The organism is Streptomyces sp. NPDC053493, from assembly GCF_044544825.1.
Lineage (GTDB): Bacteria > Actinomycetota > Actinomycetes > Streptomycetales > Streptomycetaceae > Streptomyces.
In genome coordinates this window covers 196355-218111 of sequence record NZ_JBITXS010000008.1, presented here as the reverse complement: position 1 = coordinate 218111, position 21757 = coordinate 196355, and the positions used below count along the sequence as shown (strand labels likewise).

At 72.4% G+C, this 21757-nt stretch carries 27 protein-coding genes and 1 pseudogene; 12 read left to right on the top strand and 16 right to left on the bottom strand.

Features of this window, described 5'->3' with window-relative positions; translation table 11 throughout:
- Positions 1–20 precede the first annotated feature (20 nt).
- On the bottom strand, positions 21–965 hold the full coding sequence (locus ACIGO8_RS23465; protein ID WP_399733903.1) for a MaoC/PaaZ C-terminal domain-containing protein: 945 nt from the start codon (positions 963–965) through the stop codon (positions 21–23).
- Positions 966–1314: 349 nt separating this feature from the next.
- On the opposite strand from ACIGO8_RS23465, the gene ACIGO8_RS23460 reads away from it, so the two are divergent.
- The 4 genes from ACIGO8_RS23460 to ACIGO8_RS23445 all read left to right on the top strand — a co-directional run bounded on the left by ACIGO8_RS23460 (position 1315) and on the right by ACIGO8_RS23445 (position 5288).
- Positions 1315–2313: an ATP-binding cassette domain-containing protein gene (locus ACIGO8_RS23460; RefSeq protein WP_399733900.1), complete on the top strand. Its 999-nt coding sequence runs from the start codon at positions 1315–1317 to the stop codon at positions 2311–2313.
- Positions 2310–3032, top strand: coding sequence for an ABC transporter permease (locus tag ACIGO8_RS23455; RefSeq protein ID WP_399733898.1), 723 nt, complete (start codon positions 2310–2312; stop codon positions 3030–3032). Before ACIGO8_RS23460 ends, ACIGO8_RS23455 begins: the two co-directional genes overlap by 4 nt.
- Before the next feature lie 71 nt (positions 3033–3103).
- Positions 3104–4282 carry a sensor histidine kinase gene (locus ACIGO8_RS23450; protein ID WP_399733895.1) on the top strand — a complete coding sequence of 393 codons (1179 nt, stop codon included), beginning with the start codon at positions 3104–3106 and terminating at the stop codon, positions 4280–4282.
- A gap of 154 nt (positions 4283–4436) precedes the next feature.
- Positions 4437–5288, top strand: a complete 852-nt coding sequence (locus tag ACIGO8_RS23445) for a class E sortase (protein ID WP_399733892.1) — start codon at positions 4437–4439, stop codon at positions 5286–5288.
- A gap of 91 nt (positions 5289–5379) precedes the next feature.
- Here the strand turns inward: ACIGO8_RS23445 and ACIGO8_RS23440 are convergent, their stop codons facing one another.
- Complete coding sequence (locus tag ACIGO8_RS23440) at positions 5380–5610, bottom strand: hypothetical protein (protein ID WP_399733890.1); 231 nt, start codon at positions 5608–5610, stop codon at positions 5380–5382.
- Between the two features lie 327 nt (positions 5611–5937).
- Between ACIGO8_RS23440 and ACIGO8_RS23435 the strand changes: the two genes are divergently transcribed.
- Both ACIGO8_RS23435 and ACIGO8_RS23430 read left to right on the top strand, forming a co-directional pair.
- Positions 5938–6366 (top strand): tyrosinase cofactor, encoded by a 429-nt coding sequence (locus tag ACIGO8_RS23435; RefSeq protein ID WP_399733887.1) that lies wholly within the window; start codon positions 5938–5940, stop codon positions 6364–6366.
- Positions 6367–6404: 38 nt separating this feature from the next.
- The gene (locus ACIGO8_RS23430; protein ID WP_399733884.1) at positions 6405–7232 is read left to right on the top strand and encodes a tyrosinase family protein; all 828 of its coding nucleotides are present in this window, start codon (positions 6405–6407) and stop codon (positions 7230–7232) included.
- Between the two features lie 3 nt (positions 7233–7235).
- On the opposite strand, the gene ACIGO8_RS23425 is transcribed toward ACIGO8_RS23430, so the two are convergent.
- Together ACIGO8_RS23425 and ACIGO8_RS23420 are read right to left on the bottom strand one after the other, a co-directional pair.
- Positions 7236–7754, bottom strand: coding sequence for a GNAT family N-acetyltransferase (locus tag ACIGO8_RS23425; protein WP_399733881.1), 519 nt, complete (start codon positions 7752–7754; stop codon positions 7236–7238).
- Positions 7755–7771: 17 nt separating this feature from the next.
- Positions 7772–8278, bottom strand: coding sequence for a DinB family protein (locus tag ACIGO8_RS23420; protein WP_399733878.1), 507 nt, complete (start codon positions 8276–8278; stop codon positions 7772–7774).
- A gap of 162 nt (positions 8279–8440) precedes the next feature.
- On the opposite strand from ACIGO8_RS23420, the gene ACIGO8_RS23415 reads away from it, so the two are divergent.
- A complete protein-coding gene (locus ACIGO8_RS23415; RefSeq protein ID WP_399733875.1) occupies positions 8441–9322 on the top strand; it encodes a hypothetical protein in 882 nt (293 codons plus the stop codon).
- Positions 9323–9336: 14 nt separating this feature from the next.
- Here ACIGO8_RS23415 and ACIGO8_RS23410 read toward each other — a convergent pair whose 3' ends face one another.
- The gene (locus ACIGO8_RS23410; RefSeq protein ID WP_399733873.1) at positions 9337–9480 is read right to left on the bottom strand and encodes a hypothetical protein; all 144 of its coding nucleotides are present in this window, start codon (positions 9478–9480) and stop codon (positions 9337–9339) included.
- Positions 9481–9650: 170 nt separating this feature from the next.
- On the opposite strand from ACIGO8_RS23410, the gene ACIGO8_RS23405 reads away from it, so the two are divergent.
- Positions 9651–10283, top strand: coding sequence for a response regulator (locus tag ACIGO8_RS23405; RefSeq protein WP_399734272.1), 633 nt, complete (start codon positions 9651–9653; stop codon positions 10281–10283).
- Here the strand turns inward: ACIGO8_RS23405 and ACIGO8_RS23400 are convergent.
- From ACIGO8_RS23400 to ACIGO8_RS23380, 5 genes are all read right to left on the bottom strand, one after another.
- Positions 10280–10636: a hypothetical protein gene (locus ACIGO8_RS23400; protein WP_399733870.1), complete on the bottom strand. Its 357-nt coding sequence runs from the start codon at positions 10634–10636 to the stop codon at positions 10280–10282. The two genes, ACIGO8_RS23405 and ACIGO8_RS23400, sit on opposite strands and share 4 nt — an antisense overlap.
- Positions 10630–12135, bottom strand: a complete 1506-nt coding sequence (locus tag ACIGO8_RS23395; protein WP_399733867.1) for an MFS transporter — start codon at positions 12133–12135, stop codon at positions 10630–10632. The genes ACIGO8_RS23400 and ACIGO8_RS23395 overlap by 7 nt, the downstream gene beginning before the upstream one ends.
- A gap of 175 nt (positions 12136–12310) precedes the next feature.
- On the bottom strand, positions 12311–13504 hold the full coding sequence (locus tag ACIGO8_RS23390) for a lipid-transfer protein (protein ID WP_399733864.1): 1194 nt from the start codon (positions 13502–13504) through the stop codon (positions 12311–12313).
- Positions 13505–13517: 13 nt separating this feature from the next.
- Positions 13518–15707 (bottom strand): acyl-CoA dehydrogenase, encoded by a 2190-nt coding sequence (locus tag ACIGO8_RS23385; RefSeq protein ID WP_399733862.1) that lies wholly within the window; start codon positions 15705–15707, stop codon positions 13518–13520.
- Positions 15708–15884: 177 nt separating this feature from the next.
- Complete coding sequence (locus ACIGO8_RS23380; RefSeq protein ID WP_399733859.1) at positions 15885–16196, bottom strand: hypothetical protein; 312 nt, start codon at positions 16194–16196, stop codon at positions 15885–15887.
- Between the two features lie 77 nt (positions 16197–16273).
- On the opposite strand from ACIGO8_RS23380, the gene ACIGO8_RS23375 reads away from it, so the two are divergent.
- Positions 16274–16729, top strand: coding sequence for a hypothetical protein (locus tag ACIGO8_RS23375; RefSeq protein ID WP_399733856.1), 456 nt, complete (start codon positions 16274–16276; stop codon positions 16727–16729).
- A gap of 224 nt (positions 16730–16953) precedes the next feature.
- Here the strand turns inward: ACIGO8_RS23375 and ACIGO8_RS23370 are convergent.
- A pseudogene (locus ACIGO8_RS23370) lies at positions 16954–17187 on the bottom strand (DUF6584 family protein); the annotation flags it as partial.
- A 219-nt stretch (positions 17188–17406) separates the two neighbouring features.
- Between ACIGO8_RS23370 and ACIGO8_RS23365 the strand changes: the two are divergent.
- Positions 17407–17817 carry a DUF4259 domain-containing protein gene (locus ACIGO8_RS23365; RefSeq protein WP_399733854.1) on the top strand — a complete coding sequence of 137 codons (411 nt, stop codon included), beginning with the start codon at positions 17407–17409 and terminating at the stop codon, positions 17815–17817.
- On the opposite strand, the gene ACIGO8_RS23360 is transcribed toward ACIGO8_RS23365, so the two are convergent.
- The 4 genes from ACIGO8_RS23360 to ACIGO8_RS23345 form a co-directional block, all read right to left on the bottom strand.
- Positions 17814–18221, bottom strand: coding sequence for a hypothetical protein (locus ACIGO8_RS23360; protein WP_399733851.1), 408 nt, complete (start codon positions 18219–18221; stop codon positions 17814–17816). The two genes, ACIGO8_RS23365 and ACIGO8_RS23360, sit on opposite strands and share 4 nt — an antisense overlap.
- 81 nt (positions 18222–18302) lie before the next feature.
- On the bottom strand, positions 18303–18725 hold the full coding sequence (locus tag ACIGO8_RS23355) for a hypothetical protein (protein ID WP_399733848.1): 423 nt from the start codon (positions 18723–18725) through the stop codon (positions 18303–18305).
- A gap of 5 nt (positions 18726–18730) precedes the next feature.
- On the bottom strand, positions 18731–19003 hold the full coding sequence (locus ACIGO8_RS23350) for a DUF397 domain-containing protein (protein WP_399733846.1): 273 nt from the start codon (positions 19001–19003) through the stop codon (positions 18731–18733).
- Positions 18972–19811 carry a Scr1 family TA system antitoxin-like transcriptional regulator gene (locus ACIGO8_RS23345; RefSeq protein ID WP_399733843.1) on the bottom strand — a complete coding sequence of 280 codons (840 nt, stop codon included), beginning with the start codon at positions 19809–19811 and terminating at the stop codon, positions 18972–18974. The genes ACIGO8_RS23350 and ACIGO8_RS23345 overlap by 32 nt, the downstream gene beginning before the upstream one ends.
- Before the next feature lie 84 nt (positions 19812–19895).
- Here ACIGO8_RS23345 and ACIGO8_RS23340 point away from each other — a divergent pair, with 84 nt between their 5' ends.
- Both ACIGO8_RS23340 and ACIGO8_RS23335 read left to right on the top strand, forming a co-directional pair.
- A complete protein-coding gene (locus tag ACIGO8_RS23340; protein WP_399733841.1) occupies positions 19896–20303 on the top strand; it encodes an ATP-binding protein in 408 nt (135 codons plus the stop codon).
- Positions 20304–20352: 49 nt separating this feature from the next.
- Positions 20353–21003, top strand: a complete 651-nt coding sequence (locus tag ACIGO8_RS23335; protein ID WP_399733838.1) for a class I SAM-dependent methyltransferase — start codon at positions 20353–20355, stop codon at positions 21001–21003.
- Between the two features lie 3 nt (positions 21004–21006).
- Here the strand turns inward: ACIGO8_RS23335 and ACIGO8_RS23330 are convergent, their stop codons facing one another.
- Positions 21007–21732, bottom strand: a complete 726-nt coding sequence (locus tag ACIGO8_RS23330; protein ID WP_399733835.1) for an SDR family NAD(P)-dependent oxidoreductase — start codon at positions 21730–21732, stop codon at positions 21007–21009.
- Positions 21733–21757 lie beyond the last annotated feature (25 nt).

Sequence of the window (21757 nt, the reverse complement as noted above, 5' to 3'; positions counted from 1 at the left end):
GGTGCGGCTCCCTCAGGGTGTCAGGAATGGTCCACGACGGTGTCGGCGAGTACGGGCGCGTCGTCCCGCTCGACGGCGGTGACCGTGATCTGGATCCGGCCGCCCGCCGGGACGTCCGCCTGGCCGTCCGGGGCGCCGTTCCGGCCGTCCACCTGGCCCTCCGGTCCGCCGTCCGGTCCGCCGTCCGGGCCGGCCAGGCGCCACATCCGGATCCGCAGCGTCTCGCCCGGGAAGACGATCCCGGCGAAGCGGGTGCGATAGGCGCGGACGCGGGTGACGTCGCCGCCGAGGAGCGTGTCGACGGCCGCCTTGAGCGTCATGCCGTACGAGCACAGGCCGTGCAGGATCGGCCGGTCGAAGCCCGCGAGCTTGGCGAACTCGGGGTCGGCGTGCAGCGGGTTCCAGTCGCCGGAGAGCCGGTAGAGCAGGGCCTGGTCCTCGCGGACGGGCCGCTCGACGGTGGCGTCGGGCTCACGGGCGGGCACGTCGAGGCGTTCGGAGGGCCCGCGGTCGCCGCCCCAGCCGCCCTCACCGCGTACGAAGATCTGGGCGTCGCTGGTCCACAGCGGCCCGTCGTCGTCGGCCGCCTCGGAGCGCAGCACGAGGACGGCGGCCTTGCCCTTGTCGTAGACGGCGGCGACGCGGGAGGTGGAGACGGCCCGGCCGGAGACGGGCAGCGGGCGGTGCAGGGTGATGGACTGGCCGCCGTGCAGGACGGCGGCGAGGTCGATGTCGATGCCGGGGGCGGAGAGGCCGCCGACGACACCCATGCCGGCGCCGGCGACGGTGGCGAAGCTGGGCAGGACGTGGAGCCGGGATTCGAGGGTGTAGCGCAGCTCGTCGGGGTCGGTGGCGGGGACGCCCGCGCCGAGGCCGAGGTGGTAGAGCTGGACGTCCTTGTGGTCCCAGCCGATCTCCGCGCTGCGGGGCTCGGCGGCGACGGCCTTGGCGGCGTCAATGGGCATCGCGTTGCTGCTCCTTGTGGCAGGTGAAGACCTCGGCGCGGCCGTCCGCACCGTCGACCGCGCCGAGGCCGTGCGGGACCGTTCCGGAGCGCGTTCTAGAACGCGTTCTAGAAGGTGATCCCCATGTATAGCCGAGGGCCCGGGCGTTGTGAACCCTCCTGACGGCATGTCAGAAAGTGTGCGGGAAACCGTTGTCGGCAGAGAGCCGGAGACGTTCGGGGCAAGGACCGGAGCCGTTCCCGGCAGGGGCCGGACGGGTCCGCGGGCGCACACCCGGGACATTTGTCACGGCCAGGTCCGTACGCACGGTCCTGCCGGGCCGGTGCCCCCGCTCCGTACGGTCGTGGACATGAAGAACGAGCCCGCGGTCGCCTTCGAGGCCGCCACCAAGTCGTACGGAAACGTTCGCGCCGTCGACGGCGTGGACCTCACCATCCGGCGCGGCGAGACCGTCGCCCTCCTCGGCCGCAACGGTGCCGGCAAGTCCACCACCATCAACCTGCTCCTCGGCCTCGACGAGCCGGACAGCGGCCGGGTGCGGCTCTTCGGCGAGGCGCCGGCCCGCGCGGTCGCGGCCGGCCGGATCGGCGCCATGCTCCAGGACACCCGCCCGGTCACCCGGGTCACCGTCCGCGAACTGGTCGACTTCGTCGCCCGCGCCTACCCGCGGCCGCTGCCGGTCGACGAGGCGCTGCGGCTCGCCGGCCTCACCGACCTCGCCGGCCGGCGCGTCGACCGACTCTCCGGGGGCCAGGCGCAGCGGGTCCGCTTCGCCGTCGCGCTGGCCGGCAGCCCCGAGCTGGTCGTCCTGGACGAGCCGACCGCCGCGCTCGACGTCGAGGCCCGCGAGGCGTTCTGGGAGTCCATGCGCGGCTACGCCCGGCGTGGCAACACGGTGCTGTTCTCCACGCACTACCTGGAGGAGGCCGACGCCAACGCCGACCGGATCGTCGTCGTCGACTCCGGCCGCGTCCTCGCCGACGGCACCGCGGACGAGCTGAAGCGGGCCGCGGGCGGCACCCGCGTCTCCTTCGACCTGGCCGGCGGCTCGACGGAGGGCCTCGCCGCGCTGCCCGGCGTCGTCTCGACGGAGATCCGCGGCGACCGCGCCCACCTGCGCAGCGACGACTCCGACGCGACCGTCCTCGCCCTCGCCGCGAGGGGCGCCGTCCGCGGCCTGGAGGTCACGCCGGTCTCCCTCAACGACGCCTTCCTGGCCCTGACGCGCGACGCCGCCTCCCGCGAGGCCGGCGCCCGGGGCACCGCCTCCCTTGGCACCGCCTCCGCCGAGGCACCGGCGCAGGCATCCGCCCCGACCATCCGCGACACCCTGGAGACGACCCGATGATCACCGCGTACGTACGCCTCGAAGTCCGCCGCACGCTGCGCGACGTCGGCTTCGCCATCTCCTCGATCGCCGTGCCCGTCATGATGTACCTCCTCTTCACCAACCTCGGCGGCGCCGACGACACCGCGTACAAGACGGCCGCGATGGTCGGCATGGCGGCGTACGGCGCACTGGGCGCCGCGATGTCCCTCGGCACCGGCGTCGCGGAGGACAAGTCCTCCGGCTGGCTGCGCCAGTTGCGGGTCACGCCGATGTCCCCGCGCCAGGTCGTCACCGGCCGCGCCCTGACCGGCACGGTCGTGGTGCTGCCCGCCATCGTCGCGGTGCTGCTCGCCGGCGGTCTGGCCAACGGCGTACGGCTGGACGCCTGGCAGTGGGCCGCGACGGCCCTCGCCCTGTGGGCCGGCTCGCTCCCCTTCACCCTGCTCGGCCTCGGCAACGGCTACCGCCTCACCGCGCAGACCACCGGAGTCGCCAACGTGGCGTGCAACCTGGGCCTCGCGGTCGTCGGTGGACTCTGGTTCCCGGTCCAGCTCTTCCCGCACTGGCTGGCGACGCTCTCCTCCTACACCCCGACCAGCCGCTTCTCCGAGATCGCCCGCGCGGTGACGGAGCGCTCGGCGCCCAGCGCCTCGGCCCTGGCGGTCCTGGCGGCCTGGGCGGCGCTGTTCGGGACGTACGCGGCGTTCTCGTACCGTCGTTCCGCACGGACGGCCTGAGGCACAGGGGCATGGAGCGGCGAGGGGCACGGAGCAATGAGGGGGCGGGAAGCGATGAGGGGCATGGACCGATGAGAGACGCGTGGCGACGGCGGGCGGCGAAGGCCTCGGCGAAGGCGAAGGCCCGCGAAGACCGGGGGCCGAGCGCGCTGAGCCTGCTCCCGTGGCTCCTGATGGGACTGGGCGCGCTGTCCCACCTCATCGGAGGCGAGGCCGCCAACCCGTGGCTGGGCGGCCTGGGCCTGCTGGCCTTCAACAGCCTCTACATCTCGATCGCCTTCCGCGCCTTCGACCGGCGCGTACGCGAGACGCGGGCCACCCGTGGCCTGCTCGTCGCCCTCGGCGTGCTGACCTTCACGCTCGCGATCGGCTACGGGCGGGAGTGGCTGCTCCTCTTCCCGCTCCTGGGCCTCGCGGTCGGCGCTGTCGTCCGAGGCAGCCTGCTGCTGCCCGTGGTCGCCTTCGCGCTGACGGCGGCGGTCGGGACGGTGACGCTGTGGCGGGACGGCTGGGGCTCGCTCGGCATCGTGTACGGCACGTTCATCTCGGTCATGGTGACGTCCGCGATCCTCGCCCTGAGCGAGACGGTGCGCGAGCTGCGCGAGACCCGCGAGGAGCTGGCCCGTACGGCGGTCGAGAAGGAGCGGCTGCGGTTCTCCCGGGACCTGCACGACCTGCTCGGCCACACCCTGTCGGTGATCGTGGTGAAGTCGGAGGCCGCCCGGCGGCTGGCGCCGCGCGACCTGGACGCGGCGCTCGCGCAGGTCGGCGACATCGAGACGGTCGGCCGGCAGGCCCTGACCGAGATCCGGGAGGCGGTCACCGGTTACCGCGAGGCCTCCCTCACCGGCGAGCTGGACCGCGCCCGCGACGCCCTGACCTCGGCCGGCATCGAACCCGTCGTCCGCCAGTCGGGCCCGCCGCTGGGGGCGCGGACGGAGGCGCTGCTGAGCTGGGTGGTACGGGAGTCGGCCACCAACGCCGTACGGCACAGCGGCGCGACCCGCTGCGAGATCGAGCTCGGCGGCGGCCCGGAGCGGGTCCGCCTGACGGTGACCGACAACGGCCGCGGCACCGGCTCCGGCACACCCGGCAGCGGTCTGCTGGGCCTGCGGGAACGGGTGGCGGCGGCCGGCGGGACGCTGGTCTCGGGCCCGCGGCCGGGCGGCGGCTTCCGGGTCACGGTGGAACTCCCGGTGGAGCCGTCGACGGAGCTCGCGGCGGACCGCTCGCGCTCGGCGTACGGGTAGGACGGACAGCGGCCGGTCCCTCGGCCGGTCGGGTGGGGGCCGGGGGACGGGCAGCGGCCGGTACCTCGGCCGGGTCGGGTGGGGCCGAGCGGCGTACGGTGGAGAGGTCGGGCGGCATCCCGTCGGCGGGTGTCACGCCCGACGCCGGAGACCCATGACCCGCTCCCGCCGAGCCCACTGGGCGCTCGCCGTACTCGCGACCGTCGTCGCGACGGTCGTCGCTGTCCTCGCGGGCCGCTCCCCGGCGGGAAGCGCGACCGCCGCCGGGACGGCCGGGACGACGTCCGGTCCGCCCGCGTCGGTCCGGGCTCCCGCGTCACCGGTCACGTCGCCGGCTTCCGCGGCTCCGGGCTCCGCGGCTCCGGGCTCCGCGGCCCTGACCTCCGCGGCGCCGGGCTCCGCAGCACCGGCCTCGGCGGCCGCCCCGACCTCCGGGGCGCCGACGACTCCTCCGCCGCCTCCCTCGCCCACGCCCGCCTCCGGGCCCCGGCCCGCCGACCTGGACATACCGTCGATCGGCGTGAGGGACCTGCGCGTCCTTCCGTACAAGGGAACGACCGACGATCGGGCCGGCACCCGGATCCAGGACCGGGGCCTCGCCGCCAGCCCGTACGGACCGCGGGGCGGCGTGGGCCCGGGAGACGTCGGCAACTACCTGGTGACCGCGCACCGGCTCTCGGCCGGCGGGCCGCTGCACGACCTGCCCGCGCTCGAGGTGGGCGCCAAGGTGCTGGTGACGGCGGACGGCACGGTCTACGAGTACACCGTCACCGAGACCCGGACGACCTCCTTCCGCTCCACCCGGTCGCTCGCCGAGCAGCGGGCCGCCGTGCCCGGCGCGCCCGACCGCAAGCCGACCCGGCCGATGATCACGCTCTCGACCTGCGCCACGCCGGAGGACAACGCGGCGGGCAACCTCTGGCGCGACGCGCAAGGCAATCCGGAGCACCGCATCGACAAGATCGGCGTGCTGACCGCCGTACGAGCGGAGCCGGCCGGACGGTGAGGCGACCGGGCGCGGGGGCAGCGGGAAAACGGCCGGCTCAGGCGGTCACTCGGTCAAAGGGGCAGACGTCCGGCGATCCGGCAGTCCGACGTCAGGTGTTCAGGTCGGTCGTCTGGCCGCCGATGTTCGCGACGGACGTGTTCCCGCTGACGGATCCCTGGGGCTCGCTCTTGTGGCCGACCTCGTCGAGCTTGAGGAGGCCGACGAGCCCGGCGCCGGGCGCGCCGGCGTCGTCGGCGGCGAGGGCCTGCGGGGCGCCGGACAGGCCGAGGGCGGCGCCGGCGAGGAGGAGGGTGGCGAAGGTGCGCTGGGTGGTGTTCATGCCCTGCCAACGAGCGGGACGGGATCGGGGTGCGGTCGTTATCCGGACAGCCTGACGGGGTGGCCTCCACCACATCACGGACACATCCCGGAAGATCTTTCGCGAAACGGCCCGGTTCACCGCGGAACATTTCCCTCCGCACCACGGTGACGACTCCGGTCAGCAAGATCATCTTCGTTCAAGTCTGCACTTTTCGTACGAGGTTGTCCGCATCGCACCCAACCGACCCGCGGCGATTTCCGCCGCGCCGACGACCCCAGGTACCGATGGAATCCGCCGGGGGCATATGACCAAACCCCCGGTCGCACAGACCATCAGGGGGTTTCCATGTCCACCACCATCACGCGCCGCAAGGCCCTGGGCGTCGCCGCGGGCGCGGCGGGCGCCGCCGCGGGCCTCGCGCTCGCGGGTCCGGCCGCCGCGGCTCCGGCGTCGGGCTCGGCCGCATCCGGCCCGGCCGACTCCTCGTCCTCCTTCGACGAGGTCTACCTCGGCCGCCGCATCAAGGGCGGCCCCACGAACGGCGGCGGACACGACGGCACCGGCCACGCGGGTCACACCGGTCACGGCGGTCAGCACGGCGGGGGTTACAGCGTCACGATCGACGGCGAGGAACTGCACGTCATGCAGAACGCCGACGGCACCTGGATCAGCGTGATCAGCCACTACGAGCCCGTCACCACGCCCAAGGCGGCCGCCCGCGCCGCCGTACGCGAGCTCCAGGGCGCCCCGCTCGTGCCCCTCCGCCTCGCCTGATCCCGCCTTCCTCTTCGCTCCAGGAGCCGTACGCCGCCATGACCATACGCAAGAACCAGGCCGCCCTGACCGCCGACGAGAAGCGCCGCTTCATCGAGGCCCTGCTCGAACTCAAGCGCACCGGGCGCTACGACACCTTCGTCACCACGCACAACGCCTTCATCATGAGCGACACCGACAACGGCGACCGCATGGGTCACCGGTCGCCGTCCTTCCTGCCCTGGCACCGTCGCTTCCTGCTCGAGTTCGAGCGGGCACTCCAGTCCGTCGACGCGACCGTCGCCCTGCCGTACTGGGACTGGACGGCCGACCGCACGGCCCGTTCCTCCCTCTGGGCGCCCGACTTCCTCGGCGGCACCGGCCGCGCCCGCGACGGTCAGGTCACCGACGGCCCGTTCGCCCGCACCGGGAACCGCTGGACGATCAACGTCCGCGTCGACGGCCGCGACTTCCTCCGCCGGGAGCTGGGCGCGGGCGGCCGCCAACTGCCCACGCGCGCCGAGGTGGACTCCGTCCTCGCCATGGAGACGTACGACATGGCCCCGTGGAACAGCGCCTCGGACGGCTTCCGCAACCACCTGGAGGGCTGGCGGGGCGTGAACCTCCACAACCGCGTCCATGTGTGGGTCGGCGGCCAGATGGCCACCGGTGTCTCCCCGAACGACCCGGTCTTCTGGCTGCACCACGCCTTCATCGACAAGCTGTGGGCGGACTGGCAGGCCCGCCACCCGAAGTCCCCGTACCTTCCGGCGGCCGGCACGCCGAACGTCGTCGACCTCCGCGACACCATGCGTCCCTGGAACGACGTGAGCCCGGCGGACATGCTCGACCACACCCGCCACTACACCTTCGACACGGCCGCCTGATCCTCAGCGGGGCGGTGCGGCCGGGGACCGCACGCCGAGCCACTGCTCGGCGCCGTACTCCTCGTACCGCTCCACCTCGGTGAAGCCCAGCTTCGTCGCGAGGCGCAACGCGCGGTCGTTGGCGGTCTGCGTGCGGAGCGCCACCGGCTCACCGGGGCGCGCGTCGGCGAACCAGTCGAGCACCGCCGCGCACGCCTCGGCCGCGTAGCCGCGTCCCCACGCCTCCGGCAGGAACAGGTAGCCGAGCTCGACCTGTCCTGCCGCCTCCGGCCGCTCCGCGTCGCGCCGGTCGAGCGTGACCATGCCGATCATCGTGCCCTCGGCCTCGACCACGAAGAGCCCCGGCCGCCGCCCGGGCACCTCGGGCATCTCCCGCTCGAGCTCCTCGCGCGGCCGGGCCCCGCCGATGTAGGCACCCACCTCCGCCGACCCGAACAACTCGACGAACCCGGCCCGGTCCCGCCCCTCGGACTCGCGCAGCACCAGCCGCCCGGTCCGCCTCGGAGCAGGCGGCCACTCCACGCCCCCACGTCCCACCCCTACTCGCCGACCGCTCCGTCGATGGCCTCGCGCAGCAGGTCGGCGTGGCCGTTGTGGCGCGCGTACTCCTCGATCATGTGGGTGAGGACGTAGCGGAGCGAGATGGTCTCGCCGCGGAAGTCGACGGTGTCGTCGAGCGAACCGAAGGAAGCAACGACGGCGCGCGCTCGGTCGCACTCCTCCCGCCAGACGCCGAACGCCTCGTCGACGTCGGCGTCCTCGACATGGAACTCGCCGAACGTGCCGTCGACCTCGCCGGGCCAAGGCACCTTGACGTCCTCCGCGTTCACGACGACGCGGAACCAACTCCGCTCGACGGAGGCCGCATGACGCACCAGACCCAGGAGCGTGAGCCCTGACGTCGGAACCGCCCTCCGCTTCAGCTGCTCACCGGTCAGACCCGCGCACTTCATGGCCAGGGTGGCCCGCTGATAGTCGAGAAACGAGGTGAGCGACGCACGGTCGCCGGCCACCTTCGAGGGGTGTATGCGCTGGTCATCTTCCACCAGCCGATCATGGCAAGAAGCCGTCCCCGCAGGCTACCCCTGACCTGAAGATCCCCGGCCCCGCCGTGTCGGCGCACCATCGCTCCTACTCCTGGACATCGGAGCCTCGCAGCCGTCGGAATCGGATGGCCCGGCAGCCTCCCGGCCCGTCATCCTGACCCCGTGGGAAACAGAGCCAACGTCATCGTGGTCCGAGAGAACGGCACGCATGAGCTGTACCGGACCGGCTGGGCGGTCGGACTCGACCTCGACCTGCTGGAAGGGCCGACGGCGCTTCTCGCCATGCTTCCGGGACTCCGCCAGGACGGCTGGTGGTTGGACGACACCATGGCCCAGGGCGGGATACTGCTCGACCTCGGCCGCAAGGTGCTCCTGTTCTTCGCCTGGGAGGGGCCGAGCACTGAGCTCCGCCACCGCGCGGCCACGTTCGAACTGATCCGAGCTGCGTGGCCGGGCTGGGAGGCCCGCTGGCTGTACGACGGCCCGGCCGAACTGCGGGAGTACGTCGGGCTCGACCCGGAGTACGTCCGCTGCCGCGATTCGGCCCTCTCCTTGGCCCCGCTCCTCGCCGCCGACGACGAGGACCTGGCCGGCCCCGACCCAGGCGGTGTGGTGATGACGATCGGCACCGGCCGCTGCCACGTCGCCTCTGACGCCTTCGACCACCCTGTCCGCGAGGGCGCCGCCCTGCTCGACCGCCTGGCAGACGCCCCTGAGCACGGAGTCTGCCGCCTGCACGTCAACTCCGGCATCCACATCGACCCGGAACGCCGCCGTCTGGGCTGGTGGTCCCTCTCCTCCTCACCGCAGGCCTACCGGACGCCCGAGTTGTGGCCGGGCTGGACGGTGAAGTTCTGGCAGGACGGCTGGGAACGGCACGTCAAAGCCAGCGACCGGTTCTCTCCGGCGGCGTTCGATGCCGGAGAGAAAGCCAGAGCCGCGGTGCTCGCCGAGGCCGGGGAGCGCCGGGCTGCCCGCGATGCCCGGGCCGCGAAGAGCGCTGGAGGTGACCTCCTGACCGCCCGTGGTGGACCGCCCGGCTGACGGGGACACCTGCCTCAGCGCTGCGTCCACCACGTGAGCGCCGCCCCGCCGGCGGTCGTCGCCAGGGCGACGAGCCATCCGGGGACGCGCTGAACGGTCAAGTGCATCCCGCCGATGCGCAGTTCGAGTACGGGCGGAGCTGTGGGCTTCGCGGGCATGGCTGACCTCCTGATGCTTTCTTGAGCATCGCCTCTGATCAGGAGCTTTCCCTCCCACTTCACGCTCGCGTGACCAGGAAAATCTTGGTCCCGGGGAGACGTCCCATGTCCGCGCCCTTCCCCGCGCGCCCCAACAGGCGACCGCGCCTACCCTGTTCCTCGTGAACGAGATGCCGCAGGACCACCGTCCGTCGAAGTCCGTCCGCGTTCTGCTCGCCGAGGACCAGGGGATGATGCGCGGCGCACTCGCGCTGCTGCTCGGGATGGAGCCGGACATCGAGGTCGTCGCGCAGGTCGGACGGGGCGACGAGATCGTGGCCACGGCTCTGACCGTGCGGCCCGACGTGGCGCTGTTGGACATCGAGCTGCCGGGGCGGTCGGGGCTGGACGCGGCGGCGGAGTTGCGGGACGAGGTGCCCGACTGCCGGGTGCTGATCCTCACGACCTTCGGCCGGCCCGGCTATCTGCGCCGTGCGATGGAGGCGGGCGCGGCCGGGTTCCTGGTCAAGGACGGGCCGGTGGAGGACCTGGCGGAGGCCATCCGCAAGGCGCTCCGCGGCGAGACGGTCATCGACCCGGCCCTCGCGGCCGCCGCCCTCAGCGCCGGCCCGAACCCGCTCACGGCCCGCGAACGCGACGCCCTGGGCGCCTCGGTGGACGGCGCGACGATCTCCGACATCGCGGCGAAGCTCCACCTCTCGGAGTCCACCGTCCGCAACTACCTCTCCTCCGCCATCGGCAAGACGGGCACCCGCAACCGCATGGAGGCGGTCCGCGCGGCCCGCCAGCAGGGCTGGCTCTAACGAGTGCGGGCGCTCCGTCGGCTCCACTTGTCCCACGCCAGGAACGCGCCTCCTATGAACAGCTGCACGAGGAACACCTCAGGCGCCCCCACCAGGAGGGGAAGCAGCGCGGGAAGGAGCAGTAGCGCTCCGCACACCGCCGGGAAGGCGTCGGGCGCTCGCCTGTTCACCAGGAGGCGAGCCACGACGATCAGCACCAAGGAGGGAGCTCCCGTGAGGCCGAGAAATCCCTGAAAGGTCGCCGCATAATCCTCGACAGGACCGCCTTGCAGCCCGAAGAGGACGCCGAGAAACAGGGCCCAGGCACTGCAGAAGGCCACGATGTACCGGTAGACGTCCCAGCCGATCAACACGCCGACCGCGCCCGCCGGGCCGGCAGCCAGAGCGTCATCAGTGCCGCCGTCGCGAGCAGGACGCACATCGCCACGCGGAAGGCCGCCGCGTAGCCCGCGGTCAGGGCGGGCGGGGTGGTGGCGCCGGAGAGGGTGGAGGCGGCGACGGTGGAGAGGACGGCGAGGCCGAGGGCGCCGCCCATGGTGCGGGAGGTGTTGATGAGGCCGGAGGCGAGGCCGGCTTCGGAGGCGGGTGCCTGGGTGGTGGCCAGGATGGCGAGCGGCGTGGAGGCGACGCCGATGCCGAACATCATCAGGACGCCCGGGACGAGGATCGACGTCAGGTACGTGCCGTCGGCCGTCATCGTGGACTGCCAGGCGAAGCCGCCGGCCGCGACCAGGGTGCCCGTCACGGCGACCGTGCGCGGGCCGAAGCGGGGCAGCAGGCGCGGGGCCAGCTTGGAGCCGGCGATGACGCTGACGGAGCTGGGGACGAGGGCGAGGCCGGCCTGGAGCGGGGTGTAGCCGAGGACGTTCTGGGCGTAGACCGTCATGAAGAACCACGAGCCGAACGTCGTCGACGCGCACAGCGCCATCGTCGCGTTGGCCGCCGACACCGCGCGCGTACGGAAGATCCGCAGCGGCATCAGCGGGGCCGGCGAGCGGGCCTCGACCAGGACGAACGCGAGGAGCAGCAGCACGCCGGCCGTCAGCGGCAGCAGCGTCGCGGCCGACGTCCAGCCGGACTCCTCGGTCTGCCCGATGCCGTACGCGAGGGTCGCCAGGCCCGCCGTGACGAGGACCGCGCCCGGCAGGTCGAGCCGCCGGCCGCCACCGGCACGGCCCTGGGTCTCGCCGAGCCAGAACAGGGCCCCGGCCAGGACCAGGACGCCGATGGGCACGTTGATGAGGAGGACCCACCGCCAGGACAGCAGGTCGACGAGGACGCCGCCGACGAAGCCGCCCGCCGCGCCGCCGGCCGCGCCGACCGCCGTCCAGGTGCCGACGGCCCGGGTGCGGGCGGGGCCCTCGGGTACGGCGGCGGTGAGCAGCGTGAGGGTGGACGGCGACAGGACGGCGGCGCCGAGGCCCTGCACGGCGCGGGCGGCGAGGAGCTGCCAGCCCTCCTGGGCCACGCCGCCCGCGACCGAGGCCGCGGTGAAGAGCGCGAGGCCGAGGACGAACATGCGCTTGCGGCCGAAGAGATCACCGGCCCGGCCGCCGAGCAGCATGAAGCCCGCGAACGCGATCGAGTACGCGTTGACCACCCACTGCAGCCCGGAGGCCGTGAGTCCCAGGTCCGTCCGCATCGACGGCAGCGCGACGTTCACCACCGACACGTCGAGGACGACGAGGAACTGGCCCGCGCAGGCCACCAGGACCACCGCCCAGAGGCGCCCCGAGGAAGGCGCGGAGGGCGTGGCTGGCGGGGAGGATGCGGAGGGTGTGGAGGGCGTGGGAGGTATGGAGGGGTCGGCGGACGGGGACGTCGGCGGCTCGGATCGCGGCATGGCTGTCATGGTCCCAGACCGGCCCCGCTCCGTACATCGGAACAACGGCCTACGACCCGCTCGCCCATGACCCCGCCCACCGACCGACGCCCGCCCTACGACCCCGAGCCTCCGCCCCCCGCCGGCCTGCCCCGCCCCCTACGGCCCGAGCCTCCGCCCGCCCTGCGGCCCGCCCGCCGCCGCCCTACTCCCTCCGCAGCATCGTCACCACCGCCGCCCCGCCCAGGCCGATGTTGTGCGCCAGGCCCACCCGCGCGCCCGGCACCTGGCGGGCGGCCGCCTCGCCTCGGAGTTGCCAGACGAGTTCGGCGGCCTGGGCGAGGCCCGTCGCGCCGAGGGGGTGGCCCTTGGAGATGAGGCCGCCCGACGGGTTCACGACCCAGCGGCCGCCGTACGTCGTGGCGCCCGACTCCACGAGTTTGCCGGAGGCGCCCTCCTCGCACATGCCCAGCGCCTCGTAGGTCAGCAGCTCGTTGACCGAGAAGCAGTCGTGCAGTTCGATCACGTCCACGTCCTCGATGCCGAGCCCGGACGCCTCGTACACCTGCCGTGCCGCCGCCCGCGACATGGGCCGGCCGACGACGTCGATGCAGGAGCCGGAGGCGAAGGACTCCTCGGTGTCGGTGGTCATGGCCTGGGCGACGATCTCCACCGCCCGGTCGGCGAGGCCGTGTTCGGCGACGAAGCGTTCGGAGACGACGACGGCCGCCGCCGCGCCGTCCGAGGTCGGCGAGCACTGGAGCTTGGTCAGCGGCCGGTGGATGGTCTTCGCGGCGAGGATCTCCTCGACCGTGTAGACGTCCTGGAACTGGGCGTTGGGGTTACGGGACGAGTGCCGGTGGTTCTTGGCGGCGACGGCCGCGAGCTGGACCTCGGTCGTCCCGTACCGGTCCATGTGCTCGCGGGCCGCGTTGCCGAAGATCTGGGCGGTCGGCGGGGACATCTCGAAACCGTGTCCAGCGGCCATGATCCCGTAGTGCCGGGCGACCGGCGAAGTCTTGAAGTCGCCGCCGTCCGACCCGCCGCCCAGCGCGCCGCGCGCCATCTTCTCGAAGCCGAGCGCGAGGACGCAGTCCGCCGCCCCGCCCGCCACGAACTGCCGGGCCATCATCAGCGCCGTCGACGCCGTGGCGCAGTTGTTGTTGACGTTGTAGACGGGCACGCCGGTGAGCCCGAGTTCGTACGCGGCGCGCTGGCCGGCCGTCGAGGCCTGGAAGCAGTAGCCGACCGGGACCTGCTGGACGCGGTCGTACGGGATGCCGGCGTCGGCCAGGGCGGCGGTGCCGGCCTCCTTCGCCATGTCCCAGTACTGCCAGTCCCGGGTCTCCGGCTTCTCGAACTTCGTCATGCCGACGCCCACGATGTACGTCTTCCCCATCTCCGGGGCCCCCTCAGTCTCTCGGCAGGCCGAGCAGCCGCTCGGCGACGACATTGAGCTGCACGTGCGTGGTCCCGCCCGCGATCGTCAGGCAGCGCGACATCAGCAGCCCGTGCACCGCCCGCGCTCCGGCGCCCTCGGCCACCGCGCCCGCCGGGCCGAGGAGTTCGAGGGCGAGTTCGGCGACCTTCTGCTGGTGCCGGGTCTGGACGAGTTTGCGGACGCTGGCGCCCGGGCCCGGTTCGAGGCCGGAGACCTGCAGGAGCGTGGTGCGCAGCCCGATGCAGGCGAGGGCGTGCGCCTCGGCGAGGAGGGCGCCGACCTCGGCCCGTACGCGGCTGTCGGCGGTCGCGGAGGCGGCGATGAGCGCTTCGAGGCCGGTGTCGAAGGCGACCTGGTCGGCCATGTGGACGCGTTCGTTGCCGAGGGTGTTGCGGGCGACCCGCCAGCCGTCGTGGACCTCGCCGACGACCGCGTCGGCGGGCAGGACGGCGTCGTCGAACCACACCTCGTTGAAGAGGGACTCGCCGGTGATCTCCTTCAGCGGGCGGATGTCGATGCCGGGTGTGTTGCGCATGTCGACGACGAAGTAGGTGAGGCCGCGGTGCTTGGGCGCCTCCGGGTCGGTGCGGGCGAGCAGGATGCCGAAGTCGGCCTCCTTGGCGGAGCTCGTCCACACCTTCTGCCCGTTGATCCGCCAGCCGGTGCCGTCGTCCGTCCGCTCGGCCCGGGTACGGAGGGAGGCGAGGTCGGAGCCGGCCTCGGGTTCGGAGAAGAGCTGGCACCACTGCTGTTCGCCGCGCAGGGTGGGCAGGAGGTGGCGGTCGCGCTGCTCCTGGGTCCCGTACGCGAGGAGTGAGGGCACGACCCAGGTGGCGATGGACAGGGGGCTGAGCCTGATGCCGAGCGCCTCCGTTTCCCGCTGCACGGCGAGCTGCTGGACGGGTCCCGCGCCGAGTCCGTAGGGCGGCGGGAGGTGCGGGGCCGCGTAGCCGGTGTCGGCGAGGGCGCGGCGGGCGGCCGGCGGGTCGAGCCCGACGGCGGGCGCGAGCGCGGTACGCGCCGCTGCCCTGAAGTCGTCGGCCTCCGGCGGGAGTTCGAGGCGCAGTTCGCGTCGGGCGCCGGCGGCGGCGTGGCGTACGGCGGTGAGGCGGTGGGTGTCGCCGGAGCCGAGGAGCTGGCGGGCGACGAGCGCGCGGCGCAGGGCGAGGTGGGCGTCGTGCTCCCAGGTGAAGCCGATGCCGCCGAGGATCTGGATGCAGTCCTTGGCGCAGTCGTAGGCGGCGTCGAGCGCGGTGGCGGCGGCGAGGGCGGCGGTGAGCGACCGTGCGCCCGGGTCCGTCTCGCCGGCGGCGCGGGCCGCGTCCCAGGTGAGCGCCCGGGCCTGTTCGAGCCGGACGAGCATCTCGGCGCACAGGTGCTTGACGCCCTGGAACTGGCCGATGGGCCGGCCGAACTGCACGCGGGTGCGGGCGTGTTCGGCGGCGGTGTCGAGGGCGCGGGCCGCGGTGCCGCAGGCGTCGGCGGCGAGGAGTACGGCGGCGAGGTCGCGGACGAGGGCGGAGTCGACGGCGGTGAGGACGCGCGGCGCGGGCACGTGGACGCCGGCGGCGGTCACCTCGGCGGTGGGGCGGGTGGGATCGGCGCTGTCGTGCGGCCGTACGGCGAGGGTGCCGGCGTCCACGGCGAGCCACACCGCGCCGTCGGCGGTGGCGGCGGCGAGGACGAGGAGGTCGGCGGCGGCCGCGCCGAGGACGGGCGGGGCGGTGCCGTCGAGGGCGTAGCCGTCGTCGGTACGGACGGCGGTCATCGTTCCGGCGCCGAACGCCACGGCCCCGATCCGTTCGCCGGCGGCGAGACCGGCGGCGAGGACGCCGGCTGCTTCCGCCTCCTCGCCGTTACGGAGCAGCAGCTCGGCGGCGAGGACGCTCGGCAGGTACGGCCCGGGCAGCAGCGCCCGCGCGGCCTCCTCCAGGACCACGGCGAGGTCGGCCAGGTCGCCGCCCGCGCCGCCGTACTCCTCGGGCAGATGGATCCCGAGCAGTCCCTGCGCGGCGGCCGCGTCCCAGTGGGCGGGGCGGGCGATGGCGAGAGCGGGCAGGTCGAGGTGCTTGCGGACGTCCTCGGGCGTTACGGCGCGGGTGAGCCAGCCGCGGACGGATCGGGCGAGCTCCCGCTGTTCGTGCGTGATGGCGATGCCCATGGCACGGCAGACTAGAACACGTTCCAATCTGACGGAAGGTCAGATGCGCGTCGATGTTCCGAGCGGCGCGCTCGTCGCACCGGGGCTGTCCTGTAGCTCTGGACCCTGCAAGGTCATCTTGATGACTCCCGGACCCTGAGCGGCGCTTCTCGCCGGCCGCGGTGACCTAGTGCCACATCAGGCAACGTTCGCCCTTGACGAGATCGCGTAGCCGTTCATCGGCAGCGTTCTTGTTCCTCCAGATGGAGCAGGACCCGAAGGCCCTCGTGGCTGCACCACGAGGAACAGATGCAGGGAACGTAGGCGGAGCTGCGTGAACTCGGCGACCTGGCTGTCAAAGGAGCAGACGCCCCGCCCGTGCAGCGGCTGCACTGGCGCATCCAGGACGGCGAACACGCGCTCCATCAGGCCGAGGTCGCGCTCGCGCTGACTGAGCATCGGCTCGACAACCTCCGAGAAGGCGCCTGACAGGCGGTCCGGGTCCGTCAAAGCCAGCTATCCATAGGATATTTTGACTCGCCTTCTATCTCAAACCGACTATCCAGAACGAACGAACGGGGAACGCCATGGGCATCACCAGGACCACTCGTAGGACGCAGGCCAAGATCGCCGTGTCCATCGGGGCCCTGGCCGCGGGCTCACTCATACTCACCGCCTGCAGCGGAAGCAGCGACAGCGCCAGCGGCAGCAAGCGCGACGGTACCTACTACATCAAGGACGTCAACGGCACGTCCGACCTCGGCCAGTTGGTTGTCAAGGGCAACAGCGTCTCGCATCATGAGTACGAATGCGATGGTGTCTATGAGGAGCCGGACGTGACCAGCACCGGCGAGTTCAACAAGGATCAGTCCCAGATCATCTGGACGGTCGCTGGAGAGGACCCCCGCAACGAGCGGACCGGCAGCGAGCCCATCTCGACCAGTGACACCTCGATCAGCATCAGCGATAGCGTGTATGTACGTGACAACTCCGATGCCGGCAAGGCTCTGCTGGACGGCTTCAAGGTCAAGTGCGGGAAGTGACGCCGACCTCCCACTCGGCCGGCCGAGCAGGGCAGAACCCCGTGGGCATCGCGTCCGCGGGGTTCTGTTTCTCCTCGGCTGGTCAAGCCTCTGACGCCTACTCCTGAAGCTGCTGCGCCCGGTACTCCTCGATCGTCTCCGGCGGCCAGCCAAGCGTCGGGTGGCTGCTGGCATCCATGTCCCGACGTACGTGCAGGGCAAACGTTGGCTGATGCAGCACTAGGTCAGTCGAAGAGGGCAAGGACTCCGTTCACCCAGACCGCGAGGAACGCAAGGACGCCCACCAGGCAACCGACGCCCGCCAGCACACCACCGATCGTCCACGGCTCGGCGGGCGTCTCGTTCTCCTCCTCCAGGCCGTCCCGGTAGGAGGCGGGGTCGTCCCAGTCGACGGGGTGCCCCAGCTCCGCGGCGCAGGCGGTCCGCACTGCGAGCAGCTGCCCCTCCGCACAGGAATCTCCAACGCGCCACCGCTCTCGAAGTCAGCCTCACTCGCTGCCGGAAACGCAAGGGAGATCTGCGCGACGCCGCCGGTCCGCTGTGCAGCGAGACTCCTCACTTCGCCGGTCGGCGTCTCGGGGTGACCTTCGGCGGCACACGACGGCACCGGGGCGTTGTCAGTGGTGGCTGTCACGATACGAAGGCAGACAGCGGGCAGCACGGAGAGCGAGCACACCATGGGTACCTGGGACATCGGCCCCTTCGACAACGACACCGCCGCCGACTTCTCGTACCGGATCGACGAGGCACCGGCGGAGCGGAAGGCCGCGGTGCTGCTGGCGGCCTTCCGGGACGTGACCGAGACCGGTGAGGACTATCTGGACTCCGACCTCGCGGTCGAGGCCGTGGCCGCGGCGGCGCTCGTCGCCGCCCAGTGCCCCGGCGGAGCGCCCGTCACCACCTCGTACGGCCCGAAGCAGCCCATACCGCCGCTCCCGGCGGCCCTGCGTCCGGCCGCCGTCGCCGCCCTCGACCGGGTGCTCGGCAAGGACTCGGAACTCCTGGAGCTGTGGGAGGAGTCGGACGGCGCGGCTTGGAAGGCGGGCACGGAGGCCCTGCGCGCGGTGCTCGCGAGCGCCGACGCCTAGAGGGCTGCCTCGCCGAAGCGCCGGCTGAAGCCCGCCTGGAGGGTATGGACGGTGACACCGGCGCCGCCGGCGTCACCGAGCATCTCGGCCTTCTGCCGAAGCCGGTCCAGGACCGCCGGGCTCGGCTGGCCGTAGACGTCGATGGACCGCATCCGGATCAGGGCGGCGAACTCCCGGAACTTCGGGCCGCCCAGCTCCAGGTGCCGCTCCAGCGACGCCGCGTCGGGATGCACGGCGACGACGGTCATCGTCGACTCGGCCCCGTCGAGGTAGAAGTGGTAGGCGATCAGCTGCGGCTCGCGCTCCTCCACGAACGCGGCCAGCTCGCGCATACCGGCCCTGACCTCGGCGATCCTGCCCTCACGGATGTCCGAGTGGTCGACGTAGAAAATCGGTTCCGCCATGGCACCGAAGCTAGCGGCGCCCGCCGTCCTCCGGCCCTCGCGACGCGCGGAGGGCCCTCCGGCAGGCCCACACCGACCCGCTCAGACGGCCGCCCGTCGCGACCTCCATCCGTGGATCGTGAGCACCACGGCCGTGACGGTCGCCCCGACCGCCGTGACCGCGAGCACGACGAGCGTCGGATTGATCCAGCCCGGGACGACCTCCATGCCCTCGCAGACCAGACTGACCGGCAGTCCGCTGGACGAGTCGGGCGTGACCTTCGTCCCCGCGTTGAACCAGCACGCGTCCTCGGGGAAGAGGAACGGAAGATACGACAGGCCGTACGCGTGGACGGCCCCGCCCGCGACGTACGCGAGCACCGCGGCCCACGCCGCGACCTTCGCCCGCGACGGCCCCGTCCTCGGCCCGTCGCCCCGCCGCCGCCGCGCCCACCCGGCGCCGGCGATCCCCGCCCAGGCCGCCAGGGCCCCGGCGAGGATCACCATTCCTATGACAGTCGCCATGCCGCTCAGCGCCCGATGCGCCCCTCGACGGCGGCCACCACGAACGCCGTGAAGGCGGCGGGGCTGGCGAGGAAGACGGGGCCGGCGGGGTTCTTGGAGTCGCGCACGGCGACGTGAGCGTCGAGTTCGGCGACCTCGATGCACTGCCCGCCCGTGTCGCCACTGAACGAAGACTTGCGCCAGGCAGCGGTGCCGAGCGGTGCGCACTCGATGCAGTCGCCACCATTGGAGCCGCTGTACGACGACTTACGCCACCGCAGGTCCTGGCTGGTGCCCATAACGTTCCTCCATCACACGTGCGATCAGCGCCGCCGAGTCCTCCCGCGAGAGGGCCGCGGCTTGCAGCCGAGCGTAGCCGACCGAACGTTCCCTGATCACTTGCGGATTGGCGGTCATGTGGCCCGAGTCGTAGCTCTCTGCGTAGAAGAGATCCGGGTCGTCGTCGAAGCGGAGGAGATTGAACGAACCCATCATCGCCGAGTGCTGGCCTGCCGCGAACGGGAGCACTTGCACCTGGATCCAGGGATGGTCGCGGAAGCTCAACAGGTGAGCGAGTTGGTTTCGCATCACCTCGGCACTGCCGATCTCCCGGTAGAGCACGGCCTCGTCGAGGACAACGCACAACACGGGCGGATGATCGCGCTGCAGGATGCGCTGGCGTTCCATCCGGGCCGCCACCATCTCGTCGAGCCGCCCCGGGTTCTCGACGCTCAGCACCGCGCGGGCGTACTCCACCGTCTGGAGCAGGCCGTAGACGAGCTGCGCCTGGTACGTCGAGATGTAGGCGGCCCGCGCCTCCATCTCCGCGTACGGCTGGAACCACGTCGGGAGCTGGCTCTTCAGGACGAGCCCGATCAGGCGGGTGAACAGACCGCCCGTCATCAGTGCCGCGTCCAGCCGTTCCGAGAACTGGCGGGTCGGGACCTTCTTCGCCGTCTCTATCTGGCCCACCAGGGAGGCCGTGCAGTAGAGGATGTCGCCCAACTGCTGCTGGCTGAGCCCTGCTTCCTCCCTCAACCTCCGTAGTTCGGAGCCGTAGTAGTCCAGCGGCGAGGCGCTGGGGTCGAGGTTTCGGATGTTGGCCACGGCGAGGTCACCCCCAAGCTCACGCGTTCAAGCGTTGCGTCCAGTCCGTAGCCGAGCGTAACGACGCGGCTCCAGTCTGGCGGCATGAATGACGTAACCGACCTCTTTCCCACGGAACTTGGCGCCAGCTACCGGATGGGCTTCACCGTGGGTGAGCACTCCGCCGGTCACATGCGTCGCATCCTCCGCATGTTCCTCACGCGGTGGGGACTCGCTCACCTGTCCGACGCCTCCGCGCTCGCGCTGACCGAGCTCGTCGCGAACGTCGTGCGGCACGTGCCCGGGCGCCGTTGCAGCGTGCTGATCCTGCGGGAGCCGTACGGGCTGCGGGTGGAGGTCGCGGACGAGGTGGCGGGGACGCTCGCGGCGAAGGCGGCCGGGCCGCTGGCGGAGGGCGGGCGCGGGCTGGCGCTGGTGGAGGCGGTGACGGACCGGTGGGGCTGCGCGGAGGCGGCCGTGGGGAAGACGGTGTGGTTCGAGTGCGACGCGTAGGGCACGATGGGCGCCCGTACACCCGTACCCGCCAGTAGGAGATCCGCCCATGTCCGTCGAGCCCACCTCAGAGATCCTCGCCGCCTTCGAGGCCGCGAAGGGCTTCATGCCGGTCAAGGAAGGGCTCGCGCTGTACGAGGCGGCCGCCGAGGCGGCGAAGCTGGGCCTGCCGCTGCTGGAGGTCGGCACGTACTGCGGGCGCTCGACGATCCTGCTCGCGGACGTGGCGCGGGCGGCCGGGACGGTCGCGGTGACCGTGGACCACCACCGGGGCAGCGAGGAGCAGCAGCCGGGCTGGGAGTACCACGACCCGACCGTGGTCGACCCGGAGGTCGGCGTCATGGACACGCTGCCGACGTTCCGCCGTACGCTCCGCAAGGCCGGCCTGGAAGACCATGTGATCGCGGTCGTCGGCCGGTCCCCGCAGGTCGCCCGGGTGTGGGCCGGCGCGCTCGGCTTCGTGTTCATCGACGGCGGCCACACCGACGAGCACGCCGGCGCCGACTACGAGGGCTGGGCCCCGAAGGTGGCGCCGGGCGGCCTCCTCGCCATCCACGACGTCTTCCCGGACCCGGAGGACGGCGGCCAGGCTCCGTACCGCATCTATCTGCGCGCGCTGGAGTCCGGCGACTTCGAGGAGGTCTCGGTCACCGACTCGCTGCGGGTGCTGCGCCGCCTTCCGGCCTCCGGAGGCCGGTGACCGTCACCAGGGCACTGTTCCGCCGTCGTCGAAGAATCCGCCGGTCGGTCCGTCGTCGGGCAGGGTGGCGAGGCGTATCGCGATCGCCGCGCCCTGCTGTGGGGTGCGGACGCCCTGGAAGCCGTTGAGGTCGGTGGCGGTGTAGCCGGGGCATGCCGAGTTGACCAGGATGTTCGTGTCGCTCAGCTCCTTGGCGTACTGAACGGTGACGGCGTTGAGGAAGGTCTTGGACGCAAGGTAGGCGGCGGGAACCGGGCCCATGTCGACGCCGGGTGTGGTCTGCAGGGTGAGCGAGCCGACGCTGCTGGACATGTTCACGATCCGCGGCGACGACGAGCCGCGCAGCAGGGGCAGCATCGCGTTGGTGACGCGGAGGACGCCGATCACGTTGGTTTCCACGACGCTTCGTACGGTCGCGGGATCGACCGTGGTGGGCGTCTGCGGCACAGGGCCGGTGATCGCGGCGTTGTTGACCAGGACGTCGAGCCCTCCGGCGCGGTCGGCGATCAGCTCGGCCGCGGCGGCCGCACTCGCGTCGTCCGCCACGTCGAGCGGGACGCCGAACGCGTCGCATCCGGCGGCGCGCAGCTTCTCCACCGCGGTGTCGCGGCGCTGCCGGTCCCGCGCGCCCACGCCGACTCGCCAGCCGAGCGAGCCGAGCCCCGCCGCGATCTCGTAGCCGATTCCTTTGTTCGCACCGGTCACCAGCGCGATCGTCTGTGCACTCATGCCGTCAAGCGTGGTGCGGACGCGG